Here is a 17564-nt window from a genome sequence, read left to right as displayed (position 1 = left end):
TCTAATGTGAGTTTCGTCGCTTTTCATTATAGGGCATATGGGACTTTTTTCTATACTCAAAAAGGCTCCATAATCTCTACAGTGGATTTACCCACTACAGAAATTATAGAGCCCTTTTTTTGTTGTGATTAAGAGAGAGTAATCGAGTAGCCGTTCCCTTTTTGGTGCAAAGTTGGTGAATTTTTGATAAGATAGGAGTATGAATTTTGAAAAGATCGAACAGGCTTACGACCTGCTATTAGAAAACGTACAGACTATCCAAAACCAGCTGGGCACCAATATCTATGATGCCATGATTGAGCAAAATGCGGCTTATCTAGCTGGTCAGCATGAAACAGACTTGATTGTCCGCAACAACCAGGCCTTAAAAAACTTGAACTTAACCAAGGAAGAATGGCGTCGTGCCTTCCAATTCCTACTCATCAAGGCCAATCAGACAGAACCTATGCAGTACAATCACCAGTTTACACCAGACTCTATCGGCTTTATTCTCTCTTTCCTGGTGGACCAACTAGTAGCTACTCCAAAAGTAACAGTCTTGGAAATCGGTTCGGGAACAGGTAACCTGGCTCAGACCATTCTCAATGCCAGCCAGAAAGACTTGGATTACTTAGGAATCGAAGTGGATGACCTCTTGATTGATCTGTCAGCCAGTATGGCAGATGTCATGCAGGCAGATATTTCTTTTGCCCAGGGAGATGCGGTACGTCCGCAGATTTTGAAGGAAAGCAAGGTTATTATCGCGGATTTACCGATTGGCTACTATCCAGATGATCAGATTGCTAGTCGCTATCAGGTCGCTAGCCAGAAAGAGCATACCTACGCCCATCATTTGCTCATGGAACAGTCCCTTAAGTATCTGGAAAAAGATGGCTTTGCGATTTTGCTGGCTCCAAATGATTTATTGACTAGTCCACAAAGTGATTTGTTGAAAGGCTGGCTACAGGAAGAGGCCAATATCGTTGCCATGATTGCCCTGCCCCCAAGTCTCTTTGGAAAGGCTGCTATGGCCAAGTCTATTTTTGTCTTGCAGAAGAAAGCCGCTAGACCACTAGCACCCTTTGTCTATCCCTTGCAGAGTTTGCAAGAACCAGAAGCCATTCAGAAGTTCATGGTCAATTTCAAAAATTGGAAGCAAGAGAATGCAATTTAGGTGAAAATCTGTTATACTAATAAGGAAAACGCTTTTAAAGGGGAATATTATGTCAAAAACAATTGCAATTAACGCTGGTAGCTCAAGTTTAAAATGGCAACTCTATCAAATGCCAGAAGAAACTGTCTTGGCAAAGGGTATTGTTGAGCGTATCGGTTTGAAAGATTCAATTGTCACAGTAAAATTTGGTGATCAGAAAGCTGAACAGGTTTTGGATATTGCGGATCATGTGCAAGCAGTAAAAATTTTGTTGGAAGACTTGCTCAAACACAATATTATTGCCGATTTCTCAGAAATCACAGGTGTTGGTCATCGTGTGGTAGCTGGTGGTGAAATTTTCAATGATTCAGTTGTTATTACAGATGAAGTATTGCAACAAATTGAAGACCTATCTAGTCTTGCTCCACTTCATAACCCTGCCAATGCTGCTGGTATTCGTGCCTTCAAGGATATCTTGCCTGAAGTGACAAGTGTGGCTGTCTTTGATACGGCCTTCCATTCGACAATGCCAGAGGTAGCTTACCGTTACCCAATCGCAAACAAATACTATGAAGAGAACCAAGTTCGTAAGTACGGAGCTCACGGGACTTCTCACTTCTATGTTTCACGTGAAGCAGCCAAATTGCTAGGCAAACCACTGGAAGAAACTAAAGTGATTACTGCCCACATCGGAAATGGTATTTCGATTTCAGCGATTGACGGTGGTAAATCTGTTGATACATCAATGGGCTTCACACCACTTGCAGGTCCTATGATGGGTACCCGTTCAGGTGATATTGACCCGGCGATTATCCCTTACTTGATTGAAAATGTAGAGGAATTAAAAGACGCGGCAGATGTGATCAATGTCTTGAACAAGCAATCTGGTATTCTTGGTATTGCCGAGAAATCAAGCGATATGCGTGATATTGAAGCTGGAGTGGCTGCAGGTGATGAAAAATGTACCCTTGCTTTCAATATGCTTGTCAACCGTCTACAAAAATTCATTGGTCAATACTTCGCTGTCTTGAATGGTGCAGATGCCCTTGTCTTTACAGCAGGTATCGGTGAGAACTCTACGCTTGTTCGCGAAGCTGTTGTAAATGGCTTGACTTGGTTCGGTATGGAATTGGATCCAGCGAAGAACGTCCGCGGTGCAGAAGGAGATATCTCAACTCCAGAATCACGTGTTAAAGTCTTAGTTGTCCCAACAGATGAAGAATTGGTGATTGCTCGCGACGTAGAGCGTTTGAAATAAGAAAATGTAGAGAGGTCGGTACTAGTTACTGGCCTTTTGTCGTATAGTTTTTTCACATATCCTGTTATAGTTAGAAGCGATTGGTCAGCCTAGATAAATTATGGTACAATAGACTAGCAAAGAAATTTGCACAGAGTAGATGGTTTGCGTTAAGTGTATGTGGATGGGATGTTGCCACATAACGAAGCTAGCTTTTGGTTGGGGTTGATGTCTGTTTTAGTCGGAACATTGGTCCTGGCTGAGAGTAGCGCGGTAAACCATTGCATCCGCTGTCGAATACATACGACAGCTCCATTTTTTGAAAAAGGAGTATTTTTATGGAAAAGAAAATTCCAAAACTAACGGTGCAGCTGTTGGCTGCTATTGCTGTGACCCTTGCCTTGGTCATGATTGTGGAGAACTATTTCTCTATTCGTCTTTCAGATACCTTGCAGGTCCAGTTTACCTTTATCCCAAATGCTATTTTGGGAGCGATTGCTGGTCCGGTTTGGGCAGCTGTATTTGCGGCGATTTCAGACCCAGTATTTGTCTTGTTTAGCGGGCAAACGGTCCTCTTTACTTGGATTTTGATTGAGGCGGTGTCGGCATTTATCTACGGCTGGTTCTTCTATCGAAAACCGCTAGACACCAAGAACAAGGCTGATTGGCTCTATGTTGCAGGGGGTGTTGTCTTGATTCAGGTTGTGATTTCCTTTATCATGACACCGATTGCCCTCCATTTCCATTTTGGAACACCGTGGATCGCCCTGTATAGCAGTCGTTTCATAAAAGCTATTTTTGAAATTCCATTACGCATTGTCGTGACCATGCTTGTCTTGCCAAGTTTACAAAAAATACCTGAATTGGCTAGGTTAATGGGCCTTAAATAAGAAACTATCAAGCAACAGGTCATCCCCCTGTTGCTGCTTTTGTAGAGAGGGAATCATGGATTATCAAGAAATTAGGCAGTGGCTATCGAATCGCCCTGCATCAGATTTAGAAAACGGTGTTGAACGTGTCAATTGGCTTTTGGAACGCTTGGGTAATCCCCAGTTTCAAGTGCCGACCGTTCACTTTGTTGGTACAAATGGCAAGGGCTCAACCCTCAATGCCCTACAGTCTATTTTACGGTCTTCGGATTACACCGTCGGCCGCTTTACCTCACCGTCTATCATTGATTTTCGAGAGCAGATTGTCTTTGAGCAAGAGATGATTTCGGAGGAGGATTTTGCGAGGATTGTGACAGACTTGCAACCCTTGATTGAGGACTTGGACCAGACGGCTGGACTGGATGCCATCTCGGAGTTTGAGATTGTAGTGGTGGCCATGTTTGTCTATTTTGCCCACTACCAACGCCCCGACATTCTCTTGGTGGAGGCAGGCATGGGCGGTTTGCAGGATGCGACTAATGTCCTTAATCCTCTAGCGGTAGTTTGTCCCTCCATTGGCTTGGACCATCAGATTTTTTTGGGAGAGACCTACGCAGCCATCGCCCGTCACAAGGTTGCCGTCTTGCGTGAGGGGGTTCCGCTCGTCTATGCGACCGATTTGCAAGAAGTGGAGGCAGTTTTTGAGGAGCAGGCTCGTCAGCTTCAGAGTCCGACCTATGCGGTGGGGCGGGAGATTCTTTTGGAAAATAGCAGAGCAGGCTTTGCAGTTTCAAGCCCCTTCGACCGAATTGAGGATTTGAGACTACAGATGCAGGGTCGTCACCAAGAGGTCAACGCAGCCTTGGCAGTGACAACTGCCCAGCTCATCAGCCCTCATTTTCCAACAATTACCAATGAAACCATCAGCCAGGGCTTGTCCCAAGCCATCTGGCCAGGCCGTTTAGAGTTGATAAGGCCCAACCTCATGATTGACGGTGCCCACAATAATGAAAGCATCGCCGTCCTGGCCCAGCTCTTGGAAGAAAAGTATGCTGACAGAGATATTGAAATCCTCTTTGCAGCCATCAATACCAAGCCTGTGGACCAGATGTTGTCCCAGCTTAGCCAATTTGGACCTGTTAGCGTGACAACCTTTGACGATTTTAGAGCGGTACAGTTAGAAGATTATCCGTCAGGCTATGAACGAGTTCAGACCTATCAGGAGTGGTTGGAGCAGGCGGACTTGGACAATCCCCAAAAACTCTACCTGATTACAGGCTCGCTTTATTTCATTACCCATGTGAGAAAGTATATTTTAGAAGAACTTATATAGAAAAAGGCCTTGCTGGGATTATACCTAGCCAAGCCTTTTCTTTTAGTAATTCTTAATCAAGTCCACTGTTGAGCGGTCTAATTTTTTCACGATGGCTTGCAAGAAGGCTTGAGCTTCCAAGAAGTCATCCATGCTGTAGAGAGTTTGATGTGAATGGATGTAGCGAGCGCAGACACCGATAGTTGTTGATGGAACACCATGATTTTTCAAGTGGGCTGCACCAGCATCTGTTCCACCTTTACCACAGTAGTATTGGAATTTGACACCTGCTTCTTCGGCAGTTGAGAGGAGGAAGTCTTTCATGTTTTTTAACATGATATGACCTGGGTCGTAAAAACGTAGCAGGGTTCCGTCACCAATTTTTCCTTGGTCGCCATAAATATCTCCAGCTGGTGAGCAATCAACAGCAAGGAAAATGTCTGGATTGAACTTGGTTGTAGAGGCATGAGCACCACGAAGACCAACCTCTTCTTGCACATTGGCCCCAGCAATCAACTGATTTGGTAATGCTTGACCGGATAGGCTTTCCAGCAATTCAGTCACCATAAGAACACCGAAGCGGTTGTCCCAAGCCTTAGAAATAACATTTTTTCCGTTGGCAGTAAGGATAGTTTCATTTTTGGGAACGAGGATATCCCCCGGACGAACGCCGAACGCCCAAGCCTCGTCATAATTTGCAAAACCAGCATCGAAAATAATATCAGCAATGGCAGGCATGCCAGGAGCGTTAGCCCCCCGTGAAAGGTGAGGTGGTACTGAGCCTGAGATGGCTGGAATGGTACGACCGTCCTGCAACTGAAGAGTGAAGGCTTGGCTAGAAACAACCAGAGGATTCCAGCCACCTAACTCAACAACACGGAAAGTACCGTCAGGCTTGATTTGGCTAATCATAAAGCCGACTTCATCCATGTGGGCGGCCACTAGGATACGAGGAGCATTTTCAACAGCCGTATCCTTGATGCCAAAAATTCCACCTAGTCCATCTGTTTCGATGCGGTCTACATGTGGCGAGATTTTTTGGCGGATGTGGTTGCGAACCTGTCCTTCAAATCCCGGTAAGCTTTGCAATTCTGTAACTTCTTTAATTTTTTCAAAAAGAGTCATTCTTCTTCCTCCATGACATGATTACTACTATTTTATCACGAAGAGCTAGACTTGTCTTGAAAATATAGAAAAATATGGATAGTATTGACAAGAATGCTTGAAATTTGCTAGGATAGAAATGCCCCTCAAAATAGAGAGGAGGTGATTGCCTTGTTGTTCGAACTTCTCACATTGTTCGTTGCACCTATTGTATCAGGTCTTGTGTTGATACTCTTTGAGTATTGGCTCAACAATCGTGACAATAGAGTGGGATTTATGACTTAGAGTTTGTGTCAACATCTCAGCGCAGTGGTTGATTGGTAGATTTGTTCGTGTTTCACACTCCAAATCTGACCTAATCAACTGTGCGTGGGCGAGACAACGAACTCCTTTGTTCTGTCTCGCTCCAAAAGAAAACCCTCAACGCTGGGAACGTTGGGGGCTTTTTGATTGCCGATGTATTATCGAACTTCTCACTGTAAGACCATTCTATCTATTTTTTAGTCTTTTGTCAAGCAGTGAGAGTTCTTCTCAGCTGTCACAAGTCCAATGGCATTTTTGGGAAAAATCCGGAGAAATATGATAAAATAGTCAACATGAAAAAGAAAAAGAAAGCCTTGCTAGCAGGCTTATTGGGGGCAGGTGTGCTCACCGCTAGTGCTCAATTTTACCGTAAAATCCAAGAAGACCGTAAAAAAGCACAGGCCTTGCAGGAGGTGCGTGACTTTTTCGCTGATTTAGGAGAGATTGCCACGGTCTATGTGGATGAAACAGCCTCAACTCGTGACCAGCTTATTGGCGGGGTTGTGATGGAGGCAGGACAGGTGTTTTTATTTGAAAATACCCAAGGTTCTATTCAGTACAGGGAGGAAGAAAGATGATTTTTCCAACAAATTTTGAAGAAGTGGCTGCCTTGATTGAAGATGGCAAGCCAACTGTTTTTCTATTTGTGACGACTTGGTGTGGAGATTGCCACTATATCAAACCGCATTTGCCAGCTATCGAAGAGGCTTTTCCGGATTTCCGTTTTGTGCAACTGGATCGAGATGACTTTATGTCTTTGGCACAGGAATGGGCTATTTTAGGCATTCCAAGTCTGGTTGTTTTGGAAAATGGGAAGGAAATCGGTCGTTTTGTAGATAAGAATCGCAAGACCAAGGAAGAAATCATGAACTTCTTATCTGGACTGGGTAGATAAATTAGTAGAGAAGCTCTGCTATTCCCAAAAGAAAGGAAAAAACATGAAGAAATCATTAGGAAAAATCCTGCTAGCACCTGTGGTGCTGGGCTTGAGTTTGAGTTTGGCTCCGCTAGTTCAAGCGGAAATACAGACGGATGTCATCAATGAAAAATGGGGTAAGCCAACACTGGTCTACGGTGGCGGTTTGTCAGATGCGCAGGCGACAGAGGTTAACAATCTATTTGGTATTTCGGATATCGCTAATGTCAGTCGTCAGGTTGTTGTCGGTGCCGACATGGATCAGTTTTTAGGTACATCTGGTACAGATACTGCCTCTCTTTACTCGTCTGTCTTGGTGCAAAAGCAGGACGCTGGAAAAGGGGTAGTGGTGGATATTAAGACACCGCAGAACATCACCTTGATTACTGAAACGCAGTATGCCAATGCGGCCATTACTGCCGGCGCGACAGATGTCTTGATCGACGTTGCAGCACCGATTCAGGTGACGGGAGAGTCTGCTCTTACGGGTGTTTACAAGGCTCTTACAGCCAATGGTGAAACAGTTGATACCGCTCGGACAGAGGTAGCCCAGCAAGAATTAACAACTGTTAATGAAGTAGCGACAGCTCACACAGGTGACGCCAATTTTGATAGTTCAGCCTTGGATAAGGCAGTAGCAGAAATCAAAACAGCTCTTGCGGATTACAAGCAATCCAATGGTCAGGTGGCTTCTGAGGCTGACATCAACACCATCATCAATGATGTTTTGGCCCAAAACGGTTTGGAAAATGTCATCACAGCAGATGAAATTTCTAAGCTAGTCACATTTGCCAAAGCTTATCAGGAAACCTCTGCTATTGATTCGGCTGAAGTTGCTGCCCAGCTCAACCAGTTCAAGCAAGAGGCGGAGAAACAAATTTCAGAAGCCTATAAGAATTTACAAGATTCAGGGATTTTAGAAAAAATCGGAGCCTTCTTTGAAAATCTATGGAAGGGCTTGACCGGTCTATTTGCATAAAGGAGAAATGAAAAAGAAATGATTTTTACATATAATAAGGAACAGGTCGGCGATGTTCTGATGGTGATTGTTGCGGAGGACAAGGGACAGGCTGTTCAATTTGAACGCAAGGGCAAGGTAGCACGTGTCTTCTTAGCGGAAACGGGTCAAACAGTCGCTTGGAATATCTTTGAAGCCTCAAGTTTGGTTGAGCTTGCTGGAAATGGTCAGGTTTTCATGACAGACGAGCAAGTTGCGACCTTGAATGCTGCATTAGCAAAAGAAGGTTTTACTGAAAGCTTGGTCAACGACAATAGTCCGAAATTCGTAGTCGGTCAGATTGTGGAATTGGTTCCGCATCCAGACAGCGACCACCTCAATATCTGCCAGGTCAATGTTGGCGACAAAACCGTTCAAATCGTAGTCGGTGCCCCAAATGCTGCCCAAGGTCTGAAAACCATTGTGGCTCTTCCGGGGGCAATGATGCCGAGCGGTAGCCTGATTTTCCCAGGGAAGTTGCGTGGCGAGGATAGCTTTGGTATGATGTGCAGTCCACGTGAATTGGCTCTGCCAAACGCACCACAAGTCCGTGGCATTATCGAATTGGACGATAACGCAGTGGTCGGAGAAGCACTTGATCCAGCTAAACACTGGAAGGGATAGAAAAAGAAGAATTGGTCAGTGGCCAATTCTTTTATGCTGGTTCAATTTTTCCTTCAATAGCCTTTTCGATTTCTTCGGTCGATGCTTGATGTGACCTAAGTTGGAAGTAAAGACTAGACAGAAAATGTTGGAGATTGAGCCACCGGAAGTAGTCTACTGGTTCTTGATTTGGAAAGTCCAGCTTGCTAATCCATTCCGTCAGCTCTTGGCTGGTTACTTTTTCATTCAGTAGTAAATATACAGGAATTTGTGCCAGACGGATTTCCTCGCCAGCTGAGAAAACTTTACTTTGTCTGGTCAGACAAGTGACAATAGTTTGCCAGACTTCTTTGCTTTTTTCAGCGGGAAATTGATCATGACAGCTTGCGGCCAGAAGAAAATCTGCTCCGTGGGCAACGGTATGGATCCAACCGAGTTTTTCATCGTAGCCAGACCAGTCATTTTCAATCGCTAAATAATCCAAGGCCTGTTGAAAAAGTAGTTCGCGGTCCTCGTCATTTAAAAAAGCATGATAAATAGACTCAGAATCATTATCGACAGACAGCAAAAGACAGTAAAGCAAGCAAGTAAAACTTCGTTTTAGTGTGGAAGCTTCTAGGGAAAATGGCTTGGTGTCCTGTGAACGTTGAAGTAATTCCTGTGCTTGTTCTCGTGTAATCAAACCGTTTAGCAAGATATGACAAAAGGTAGCGTAGACCAATTTGTCACGAATATCAGAATCGGGATGACCGATGTTTTTCAGCAACCAAGCTAGTTCCTGATTGGTATAAGGTTGGGTAGATTGGAGCTTTGAGGTAAGGATATTTTTCATCTATTTTCTCCTTTTTCATCATTTTATCATTTTTCCTACGAATAGATAAGTAGGAGGATATAAAATGTATAATAAAGTTATTTTAATCGGTCGCTTGACGGCCCAACCTGAACTCACTCAAACACCTAACGGGAAAAACCTGACTCGTGTGACCGTCGCGGTCAACCGCCGTTTTAAGACGGAAAATGGTGAACGGGAAGCAGATTTTCTCAATGTTATTTTCTGGGGCAAACTGGCGGAAACACTTGTTTCCTATGGTAGCAAGGGCAGTCTGGTTTCTATTGACGGTGAGTTGCGGACCCGTAAATATGAAAAAGATGGCAGCAATCACTATGTGACAGAGATTCTAGGCCAATCTTTCCAATTACTAGAAAGCCGTGCCCAACGTGCCATGCGAGAAAATAATACTGGCGATGACCTAGCTGACTTGGTTCTAGAAGAGGAGGAATTGCCGTTTTAATATCGGTCCCAAGACCGATGGAGAATGTTGAAAAGTAGGCTATACTAAAGTCAATCCTAAATATTTTTCATATCTCCTTAAAAAACACCGACGAAAGTTGGTGTTTTTTGCTACTTATTTTCTATATTTCCACCATTCTACCAGTATGATAATCAGAGAAAACAGGATAACTCCATAAAAGAAAAAGATGATGTAGTGAGGGTGGGAAAAGAGAAGTAACCAGACTAGCCAGAGTAGATATGCGCAAATGATTTTGCCCCAAAAACCTAATTTACGCTTTAAAAACCATTCAGCAAAACTTTCTTGAACGGAAAATCGGCTTTCGAGGTAATCTGTTTTTAGCTCTCTAAAAAATTTCATGAATACCCCTTAACTTTTTAATAATAGTATAGCATAGTTTTGCTATAATTAACAGGTTTTGTTTCCTCAGACCTGCGACGGATTTTAGGAAAATTAAAATAGAATTCTCTTGACTATTTTTGACCAAGTGATACAATAGGAAATGTGAGTTAGCACTCATAGGTATAGAGTGCTAAAAAGACCAGGAGGTAATACCATGTTGAAACCATTGGGCGATCGTATCGTCGTAAAAATTGAAGAAAAAGAACAAACAGTTGGTGGCTTTGTCCTTGCGGGTGCAAGCCAAGAAAAGACAAAAGAAGCAAGTGTCCTTGCAGTTGGCCAAGGAATTCGCACCTTGAATGGTGACTTGGTTGCCCCAGCGGTTGCAGTGGGCGATACAGTATTGATTGATGCGCATGCTGGTGTAGAAGTCAAAGACGGTGATCAGAACGTTCACATCATCCGTGAAGCAGACATTTTGGCAATCGTAGAATAGAGGTAGAAAAATGGCAAAAGAAATCAAATTTGCAGCAGATGCACGTGAAAGCATGGTCCGTGGTGTCGATATTCTGGCGGACACAGTCAAAGTAACCTTGGGTCCAAAAGGTCGCAATGTTGTCTTGGAAAAAGCTTATGGCTCACCACTCATTACCAACGACGGTGTGACCATTGCCAAAGAAATCGAATTGGAAGATCACTTTGAAAATATGGGTGCCAAGCTGGTATCCGAAGTAGCGTCAAAAACCAATGACATCGCTGGTGATGGGACAACTACTGCAACTGTGTTGACCCAAGCGATTGTTCGCGAAGGCTTGAAAAACGTAACTGCAGGTGCCAACCCAATTGGTATCCGTCGTGGGATTGAAGCCGCGGTTGCGACTGCGGTTGAAGCCTTGAAAGCACAAGCAAGCCCAGTATCCAATAAAGCTGAAATTGCTCAGGTAGCAGCGGTGTCTTCACGATCTGAAAAAGTGGGTGAATACATTTCCGAAGCCATGGAGCGCGTGGGAACAGACGGCGTAATCACTATCGAAGAATCTCGCGGTATGGAAACTGAGCTGGATGTGGTTGAAGGTATGCAATTCGACCGTGGTTATCTGTCACAATACATGGTAACAGATAATGAGAAGATGGTCGCGGAGCTTGAAAATCCATTTATCTTGATTACAGATAAGAAAATTTCTCACATCCAAGATATTTTGCCACTCTTGGAAAGCATTCTTCAGACTAGTCGTCCTCTCTTGATTATTGCTGACGATGTGGATGGTGAAGCACTTCCTACCCTTGTTCTCAACAAGATTCGTGGTACTTTCAACGTTGTTGCTGTTAAGGCGCCAGGCTTTGGCGACCGTCGTAAAGCTATGTTGGAAGACATCGCAATCTTGACAGGTGGTACAGTTATTACTGAAGACCTTGGTTTGGACTTGAAAGATGCGACTATTGAAGCCCTTGGTCAAGCTGCCAAGGTTGTGGTTGACAAGGATGGTACAACTATTGTTGAAGGTGCTGGCAATCCAGAAGCCATTGCCAACCGTGTCGCCGTAATCAAGTCACAAATTGAGGGAACAACTTCAGAATTTGACCGTGAAAAATTGCAAGAGCGTTTGGCAAAATTGTCTGGCGGTGTCGCAGTGATTAAAGTAGGTGCCGCAACGGAAACTGAGTTGAAAGAAATGAAACTCCGTATCGAAGATGCCCTCAACGCAACTCGTGCCGCAGTTGAAGAAGGAATCGTAGCCGGTGGTGGTACAGCTCTTGTCAATGTTATCGATAGCGTAGCGAAATTACAGTTGAAAGGCGACGATGAGACAGGGCGCAATATTGTCCTTCGTGCCTTGGAAGAACCAGTTCGTCAGATTGCTTATAACGCAGGTTATGAAGGTTCAGTTATCATTGATAAACTGAAGAATTCAGAACTGGGCATTGGCTTTAACGCAGCGACAGGCGAATGGGTCAACATGATGGATGCAGGTATCATTGATCCTGTTAAAGTAACACGTTCAGCCCTTCAAAATGCAGCTTCTGTAGCCAGCTTGATTTTGACGACAGAAGCAGTTGTTGCTAACAAACCAGAACCAGCCGCTCCAGCTATGCCACAAGGTATGGATGGAATGGGAATGGGTTACTAATTAGATGAAAAGAAACACAGTCGAAAGGCTGTGTTTTTCTTGAAAATTTCAATCACATCTATTTGACAATAGGTTTGGGATGTGGTACTATATTAGACGGTACTTTTTACTTTTGGTCTCTCAAGAGTGTACAGGGACGTGCTGACAAATGTTGCAAAAGTACACACAGATAGGGGTTGTCACCAATGCCCTATCACCAAAAATAAAAAATATATACAGGAGAATGTAGATGCCTACAATTAACCAGTTGGTACGTAAACCACGTAAGTCTAAAGTAGAAAAATCTAAATCACCAGCTTTGAACGTTGGTTACAACAGCCGTAAAAAAGTTCAAACAAATGTTTCATCACCACAAAAACGCGGTGTTGCAACTCGTGTCGGAACAATGACACCTAAAAAACCTAACTCAGCCCTTCGTAAATTTGCTCGTGTACGTTTGAGCAACCTTATCGAAGTTACTGCTTACATCCCAGGTATCGGTCACAACTTGCAAGAACACAGTGTGGTTCTTCTTCGTGGTGGACGTGTAAAAGACCTTCCAGGGGTACGTTACCATATCGTTCGTGGTGCACTAGATACTGCTGGTGTAAACGATCGTAAGCAAGGCCGTTCTAAATACGGTACTAAACGTCCAAAAGGCTAAGAAGGGGGAAATATAAATGAGTCGTAAAAATCAAGCGCCTAAGCGCGAAGTATTGCCAGATCCATTGTATAACTCAAAATTGGTAACTCGTTTGATCAACCGTGTTATGTTGGACGGTAAACGTGGTACTGCTGCATCAATCGTTTACGGTGCCTTTGATCAAATCAAAGAAGCAACTGGTAACGATGCACTTGAAGTATTTGAAACAGCAATGGAAAACATCATGCCTGTACTTGAAGTACGTGCACGCCGTGTTGGTGGTTCTAACTACCAAGTTCCAGTTGAAGTTCGTCCAGAGCGTCGTACAACACTTGGTCTTCGTTGGTTGGTAACAATCGCTCGTAACCGTGGTGAGCACACTATGATCGATCGCCTTGCGAAAGAAATCATGGATGCAGCAAACAACACTGGTGCAGCTGTTAAGAAACGTGAAGACACCCACAAAATGGCAGAAGCAAACCGCGCATTCGCACACTTCCGCTGGTAAGATAGGATGTTTTAGCGTTAAACAAATGCTAGCCAAAATAGGAAAATCGACGAAGAAACTTCGGTTTCTAGGAGGTTTTACACCTAAAGGTAGCCACACTTGTAATTGGCTAAAGCCAAAACAATTGCGTCTCTTTTTAGCAGACATTTGTAGCTAAAATTCAACTAAGATTAAGATACGAGGGCGTCAAGCAACTCCTAGACAAAATAGGGAAGCGAAGCAGATTGCTGTGCAATCAATGAGGTTCATCTTTTTGTCAGCGAGTTGTAGCCCGAGTTCAATTAGGATGTGAGGACGTCAAGTCAGTTCTACATAAATCAATTGAGATTATGGTACAAACTTCTCGTTCAATCATCACAAACCGGATTGAGGATGACCTCGTCCACTTCACACCATTAGTAAGAAATCAAGCGGGTGGGACTTGCCCACTCGCTTTTCTTAAAATATGGTATAATCAGAATAGAAATCTAAAAATATAGGAGAACAAACCTCATGGCACGCGAATTTTCATTAGAAAAAACTCGTAATATCGGTATCATGGCGCACGTTGACGCGGGTAAAACGACGACAACTGAGCGTATTCTTTACTACACTGGTAAAATCCACAAAATCGGTGAAACTCACGAAGGTGCATCACAAATGGACTGGATGGAGCAAGAGCAAGAGCGTGGTATCACAATCACATCTGCTGCGACAACAGCTCAATGGAATAACCACCGTGTAAACATCATCGACACACCAGGACACGTGGACTTCACAATCGAAGTACAACGTTCACTTCGCGTTCTTGATGGTGCGGTTACCGTTCTTGACTCACAATCAGGTGTTGAGCCACAAACTGAAACAGTATGGCGTCAAGCAACTGAATACGGAGTTCCACGTATCGTATTTGCTAACAAAATGGATAAAATCGGTGCGGACTTCCTTTACTCAGTAAGCACACTTCACGATCGTCTTCAAGCAAATGCACACCCAATTCAATTGCCAATCGGTTCTGAAGATGAGTTCCGTGGTATCATCGACTTGATCAAGATGAAAGCTGAAATCTATACTAACGACCTTGGTACAGATATTCTTGAAGAAGATATCCCAGCTGAATACCTTGAGCAAGCTCAAGAATACCGTGAAAAATTGGTTGAAGCAGTTGCTGAAACTGATGAAGAATTGATGATGAAATACCTTGAAGGTGAAGAAATCACTAACGAAGAATTGAAAGCTGGTATCCGTAAAGCGACTATCAACGTTGAATTCTTCCCAGTATTGTGTGGTTCAGCCTTCAAGAACAAAGGTGTTCAATTGATGCTTGATGCGGTTATTGACTACCTTCCAAGCCCAGTTGATATCCCTGCTATCAAAGGTATCAACCCAGATACAGATGCTGAAGAAGAGCGTCATGCTTCTGATGAAGAGCCATTTGCAGCTCTTGCCTTCAAGATCATGACTGACCCATTCGTAGGTCGTTTGACATTCTTCCGTGTTTACTCAGGTGTACTTAACAGTGGTTCATACGTAATGAACACTTCTAAAGGTAAACGTGAGCGTATCGGACGTATCCTTCAAATGCACGCAAACAGCCGTCAAGAAATTGAAACTGTATATGCTGGTGATATCGCAGCTGCGGTTGGTTTGAAAGATACTACAACTGGTGACTCATTGACAGATGAAAAAGCAAAAGTAATCCTTGAGTCAATCCACGTTCCAGAACCAGTTATTCAATTGATGGTTGAGCCTAAGTCTAAAGCTGACCAAGACAAGATGGGTATTGCCCTTTCTAAATTGGCTGAAGAAGACCCAACCTTCCGCGTTGAAACAAACGTTGAAACTGGTGAAACAGTTATCTCTGGTATGGGTGAGTTGCACTTGGATGTCCTTGTTGACCGTATGCGTCGTGAATTCAAAGTTGAAGCAAACGTAGGTGCTCCTCAAGTATCATACCGTGAAACATTCCGCGCTTCTACACAAGCTCGTGGTTTCTTCAAACGCCAGTCTGGTGGTAAAGGTCAATTCGGTGACGTTTGGATCGAATTCACACCAAACGAAGAAGGTAAAGGTTTCGAGTTCGAGAACGCTATCGTCGGTGGTGTGGTTCCACGTGAATTCATTCCAGCGGTTGAAAAAGGTCTCGTAGAATCTATGGCGAACGGTGTTCTTGCTGGTTACCCAATCGTTGACGTTAAAGCTAAGCTTTACGATGGTTCATACCACGATGTCGACTCATCTGAAACAGCCTTCAAAGTGGCAGCATCTCTTGCCCTTAAAGAAGCTGCTAAATCAGCTCAACCAACTATCCTTGAGCCAATGATGCTTGTAACCATCACTGCACCAGAAGATAACCTTGGTGACGTTATGGGTCACGTTACTGCACGTCGTGGTCGCGTTGACGGTATGGAAGCTCGTGGTAACACACAAATCGTTCGTGCTTATGTGCCACTTGCTGAAATGTTCGGTTACGCAACTGTACTTCGTTCAGCAACACAAGGTCGCGGTACTTTCATGATGGTATTTGACCACTACGAAGATGTACCAAAATCTGTACAAGATGAAATCATCAAGAAAAACGGCGGCAACGCTTAATTGATTGCCCAAGCCTGCTCGAAAGAGCGGGCTTTTTTCATACCTTCTATCTCTTTTTCGTCAAGAACAAAATGAAAACCACCAGTTAAACTGGTGGCTGAGAAGATGTTGTAGTTCACTAAAAATCACCTCCAACAGTCTAGGGCTGAACTGTGCAAGTGGAAGTCGGACAAACCAAGTGGAAAGCAAATAATCAAGTAGACGTTTTCCCATCCCTATTAGATATAAAATCATTGTTCTTGGATGGGGAATATTTTAAAATATTGTAATTGTTCTTGATACAGTTTTGTGTATTTGTTGGCTTGTGAAAGGCTGGATAATACTGTTTGTGTACGAGTTGGGTAGTCGGTGATGATACCATCTACTTCTATGGTGTCTGCTTGTTGTACTCCTTCAGGAGTATTGACAGTCCATACGTAGAAAGATTTTCCTGATTTGCGAATATAATTAAGTAAATCATCAGTGAGTTGATCTAAGGGAACACTATAGCCAGTCAGGTTAGGTAATTCAATTTCCGGAGGTGCGCTCATCAATAAGTAGGTTTCAAATTTTGGAGCATACTTTAGAATAGCGTTTATGAAATGAGAGTCAGCAGACTGAAGCTGATGCCCCTCCTCTTCAAAGCTTGCTTGGTATTTCTTCATAAAATTGTCTACCATTTTGGGACTATCTTGTGCAGAAGTTTTAAAATCAATTAAGAGTTTCTGATTTTGTGTTCTGGCTTCAGTTAGAATTTGGTCAAAACTTGCGATTTGAGCAGTATGTCCAGCCGCATCTGTTATGATGGTTTCTGTTAAGTTTGCCAAAGTAAGATCATGGGGACGATAGTCTACACCAGCCCAATTAATCAAAGTTGGGTCATGAAAAGCAACGAATTCTAAATCAGCAGTTTCCCAAAGATCGATTTCGATGTAGTCTGGCTGGCTCTTACTTGCTAATTGCAGTGCTTCAACGGTATTTTCGATAGCGTGGTGGTCGTTTAAAGCGCGATGAGAAATAATGAGTGGCGCTTTTGGGGTATGAAAGGAAGCTTCATATCGGGCTAATAAGAAGACCGGCACAACTGGAAGGAAGATGAAAAGGAGTGAAGAGGGCTTCCACCAAGTAAATTTTTCGTTAAAGAGTATTTTCCACCAGAACCACAAGGTAAGTGTGAGCGCAAGGATTAAACTACTGTAAAGAAAAGCGAAAAATAGGCTATAGTTCATTTGCACATGACTGGGAAAAATATTTGAGATGACTGGCTGGATAGATATGCTGATTGTATTTAATCCATACCATAATCCTAAACTGAATAAAGGAGTGAGAATGCTGAGGATGGCTTTTTGAAATTTAGACCGATGTTTTCTTTTGGATAAGTGTTTCTGGCGAATTTTTGAGTATTTTGTCGGCATAGGAGTAATAACTTTCTAAAACATTACTTATGATTGTATCAAATTTTATAGGTTTTATCCAATTGCATCAGTAAGTTTTCAGAAATTCCGTGCAGTTCCGACAATATTAACAATGAAACTATATGAAATTCTTGCTTTTTTATTGAATAAGTTATATAATAAAAACGTTGAAAAGATGCTTGTAGGCTTACAAGTTAATATTTTCACAAAAGGATTAAAAGGCTTGCCTT

The 17564-nt window shown here is 43.2% G+C and carries 19 protein-coding genes and 1 riboswitch; of the genes, 15 read left to right on the top strand and 4 right to left on the bottom strand.

What is annotated here, in order from left to right; all coding sequences use genetic code 11:
* Nucleotides 1-199: 199 nt before the first annotated feature.
* From C1G57_RS06250 to C1G57_RS06235, 4 genes are all read left to right on the top strand, one after another.
* Nucleotides 200-1153, top strand: a complete 954-nt coding sequence (locus C1G57_RS06250; protein ID WP_105114195.1) for a class I SAM-dependent methyltransferase — start codon at nt 200-202, stop codon at nt 1151-1153.
* Between the two features lie 49 nt (nt 1154-1202).
* Complete coding sequence (locus C1G57_RS06245) at nt 1203-2390, top strand: acetate kinase (RefSeq protein WP_105114194.1); 1188 nt, start codon at nt 1203-1205, stop codon at nt 2388-2390.
* Nucleotides 2391-2519: 129 nt separating this feature from the next.
* Nucleotides 2520-2664: riboswitch (THF riboswitch) on the top strand.
* A 43-nt stretch (nt 2665-2707) separates the two neighbouring features.
* Nucleotides 2708-3259, top strand: a complete 552-nt coding sequence (locus C1G57_RS06240; RefSeq protein WP_105114193.1) for a folate family ECF transporter S component — start codon at nt 2708-2710, stop codon at nt 3257-3259.
* 55 nt (nt 3260-3314) lie between these two features.
* The gene (locus tag C1G57_RS06235; RefSeq protein ID WP_105114192.1) at nt 3315-4571 is read left to right on the top strand and encodes a bifunctional folylpolyglutamate synthase/dihydrofolate synthase; all 1257 of its coding nucleotides are present in this window, start codon (nt 3315-3317) and stop codon (nt 4569-4571) included.
* Between the two features lie 42 nt (nt 4572-4613).
* Here the strand turns inward: C1G57_RS06235 and pepA are convergent, their stop codons facing one another.
* A complete protein-coding gene (gene pepA, locus C1G57_RS06230; protein ID WP_105114191.1) occupies nt 4614-5675 on the bottom strand; it encodes a glutamyl aminopeptidase in 1062 nt (353 codons plus the stop codon).
* Between the two features lie 141 nt (nt 5676-5816).
* On the opposite strand from pepA, the gene C1G57_RS11050 reads away from it, so the two are divergent.
* The 5 genes from C1G57_RS11050 to ytpR all read left to right on the top strand — a co-directional run bounded on the left by C1G57_RS11050 (nt 5817) and on the right by ytpR (nt 8494).
* Nucleotides 5817-5939 carry a type I toxin-antitoxin system Fst family toxin gene (locus C1G57_RS11050; protein WP_153045611.1) on the top strand — a complete coding sequence of 41 codons (123 nt, stop codon included), beginning with the start codon at nt 5817-5819 and terminating at the stop codon, nt 5937-5939.
* 311 nt (nt 5940-6250) lie between these two features.
* Nucleotides 6251-6535 (top strand): DUF4651 domain-containing protein, encoded by a 285-nt coding sequence (locus C1G57_RS06220; protein WP_105114190.1) that lies wholly within the window; start codon nt 6251-6253, stop codon nt 6533-6535.
* A complete protein-coding gene (locus tag C1G57_RS06215; protein WP_105114189.1) occupies nt 6532-6852 on the top strand; it encodes a thioredoxin family protein in 321 nt (106 codons plus the stop codon). The genes C1G57_RS06220 and C1G57_RS06215 overlap by 4 nt, the downstream gene beginning before the upstream one ends.
* A 43-nt stretch (nt 6853-6895) precedes the next feature.
* Nucleotides 6896-7852: a DUF1002 domain-containing protein gene (locus C1G57_RS06210; RefSeq protein WP_105114188.1), complete on the top strand. Its 957-nt coding sequence runs from the start codon at nt 6896-6898 to the stop codon at nt 7850-7852.
* A gap of 18 nt (nt 7853-7870) precedes the next feature.
* A complete protein-coding gene (gene ytpR / locus C1G57_RS06205) occupies nt 7871-8494 on the top strand; it encodes a YtpR family tRNA-binding protein (RefSeq protein WP_105114187.1) in 624 nt (207 codons plus the stop codon).
* 31 nt (nt 8495-8525) lie between these two features.
* Here the strand turns inward: ytpR and C1G57_RS06200 are convergent, their stop codons facing one another.
* Nucleotides 8526-9305: a DUF2785 domain-containing protein gene (locus tag C1G57_RS06200; RefSeq protein WP_105114186.1), complete on the bottom strand. Its 780-nt coding sequence runs from the start codon at nt 9303-9305 to the stop codon at nt 8526-8528.
* A gap of 64 nt (nt 9306-9369) precedes the next feature.
* Here C1G57_RS06200 and C1G57_RS06195 point away from each other — a divergent pair, with 64 nt between their 5' ends.
* The 6 genes from C1G57_RS06195 (at nt 9370) to fusA (ending at nt 15940) form a co-directional block, all read left to right on the top strand.
* On the top strand, nt 9370-9765 hold the full coding sequence (locus tag C1G57_RS06195) for a single-stranded DNA-binding protein (protein WP_105114185.1): 396 nt from the start codon (nt 9370-9372) through the stop codon (nt 9763-9765).
* A 556-nt stretch (nt 9766-10321) separates the two neighbouring features.
* Nucleotides 10322-10603, top strand: coding sequence for a co-chaperone GroES (groES, locus tag C1G57_RS06185; RefSeq protein WP_024377777.1), 282 nt, complete (start codon nt 10322-10324; stop codon nt 10601-10603).
* A gap of 10 nt (nt 10604-10613) precedes the next feature.
* Complete coding sequence (gene groL / locus C1G57_RS06180; RefSeq protein ID WP_105114183.1) at nt 10614-12236, top strand: chaperonin GroEL; 1623 nt, start codon at nt 10614-10616, stop codon at nt 12234-12236.
* A 229-nt stretch (nt 12237-12465) separates the two neighbouring features.
* A complete protein-coding gene (gene rpsL / locus C1G57_RS06170) occupies nt 12466-12879 on the top strand; it encodes a 30S ribosomal protein S12 (RefSeq protein WP_002940030.1) in 414 nt (137 codons plus the stop codon).
* A 16-nt stretch (nt 12880-12895) separates the two neighbouring features.
* A complete protein-coding gene (gene rpsG, locus C1G57_RS06165) occupies nt 12896-13366 on the top strand; it encodes a 30S ribosomal protein S7 (protein ID WP_002940031.1) in 471 nt (156 codons plus the stop codon).
* A 492-nt stretch (nt 13367-13858) separates the two neighbouring features.
* The gene (gene fusA, locus C1G57_RS06160; protein ID WP_105114182.1) at nt 13859-15940 is read left to right on the top strand and encodes an elongation factor G; all 2082 of its coding nucleotides are present in this window, start codon (nt 13859-13861) and stop codon (nt 15938-15940) included.
* Here fusA and C1G57_RS11485 read toward each other — a convergent pair.
* Nucleotides 15937-16059, bottom strand: a complete 123-nt coding sequence (locus C1G57_RS11485; protein ID WP_269088200.1) for a hypothetical protein — start codon at nt 16057-16059, stop codon at nt 15937-15939. The genes fusA and C1G57_RS11485 overlap by 4 nt on opposite strands.
* A gap of 111 nt (nt 16060-16170) precedes the next feature.
* Nucleotides 16171-17334: a glycerophosphodiester phosphodiesterase family protein gene (locus tag C1G57_RS06155; RefSeq protein WP_105114181.1), complete on the bottom strand. Its 1164-nt coding sequence runs from the start codon at nt 17332-17334 to the stop codon at nt 16171-16173.
* Nucleotides 17335-17564 lie beyond the last annotated feature (230 nt).

It is taken from the genome of Streptococcus suis, from assembly GCF_002960425.1.
Lineage (GTDB): Bacteria > Bacillota > Bacilli > Lactobacillales > Streptococcaceae > Streptococcus > Streptococcus suis_S.
This window is presented reverse-complemented; position numbering and strand designations above follow the sequence as displayed.

Excerpts from the sequence above, each read along its gene's own strand:
- C1G57_RS06250 (WP_105114195.1), top strand. The coding sequence starts at position 200 with ATGAATTTTGAAAAGATCGAACAGGCTTACGACCTGCTATTAGAAAAC.
- C1G57_RS06245 (WP_105114194.1), top strand. The coding sequence starts at position 1,203 with ATGTCAAAAACAATTGCAATTAACGCTGGTAGCTCAAGTTTAAAATGG.
- C1G57_RS06240 (WP_105114193.1), top strand. The coding sequence starts at position 2,708 with ATGGAAAAGAAAATTCCAAAACTAACGGTGCAGCTGTTGGCTGCTATT.
- C1G57_RS06235 (WP_105114192.1), top strand. The coding sequence starts at position 3,315 with ATGGATTATCAAGAAATTAGGCAGTGGCTATCGAATCGCCCTGCATCA.
- pepA (WP_105114191.1), bottom strand. The coding sequence starts at position 5,675 with ATGACTCTTTTTGAAAAAATTAAAGAAGTTACAGAATTGCAAAGCTTA.
- C1G57_RS06220 (WP_105114190.1), top strand. The coding sequence starts at position 6,251 with ATGAAAAAGAAAAAGAAAGCCTTGCTAGCAGGCTTATTGGGGGCAGGT.
- C1G57_RS06215 (WP_105114189.1), top strand. The coding sequence starts at position 6,532 with ATGATTTTTCCAACAAATTTTGAAGAAGTGGCTGCCTTGATTGAAGAT.
- C1G57_RS06210 (WP_105114188.1), top strand. The coding sequence starts at position 6,896 with ATGAAGAAATCATTAGGAAAAATCCTGCTAGCACCTGTGGTGCTGGGC.
- ytpR (WP_105114187.1), top strand. The coding sequence starts at position 7,871 with ATGATTTTTACATATAATAAGGAACAGGTCGGCGATGTTCTGATGGTG.
- C1G57_RS06200 (WP_105114186.1), bottom strand. The coding sequence starts at position 9,305 with ATGAAAAATATCCTTACCTCAAAGCTCCAATCTACCCAACCTTATACC.
- C1G57_RS06195 (WP_105114185.1), top strand. The coding sequence starts at position 9,370 with ATGTATAATAAAGTTATTTTAATCGGTCGCTTGACGGCCCAACCTGAA.
- groES (WP_024377777.1), top strand. The coding sequence starts at position 10,322 with ATGTTGAAACCATTGGGCGATCGTATCGTCGTAAAAATTGAAGAAAAA.
- groL (WP_105114183.1), top strand. The coding sequence starts at position 10,614 with ATGGCAAAAGAAATCAAATTTGCAGCAGATGCACGTGAAAGCATGGTC.
- rpsL (WP_002940030.1), top strand. The coding sequence starts at position 12,466 with ATGCCTACAATTAACCAGTTGGTACGTAAACCACGTAAGTCTAAAGTA.
- rpsG (WP_002940031.1), top strand. The coding sequence starts at position 12,896 with ATGAGTCGTAAAAATCAAGCGCCTAAGCGCGAAGTATTGCCAGATCCA.
- fusA (WP_105114182.1), top strand. The coding sequence starts at position 13,859 with ATGGCACGCGAATTTTCATTAGAAAAAACTCGTAATATCGGTATCATG.
- C1G57_RS06155 (WP_105114181.1), bottom strand. The coding sequence starts at position 17,334 with ATGCCGACAAAATACTCAAAAATTCGCCAGAAACACTTATCCAAAAGA.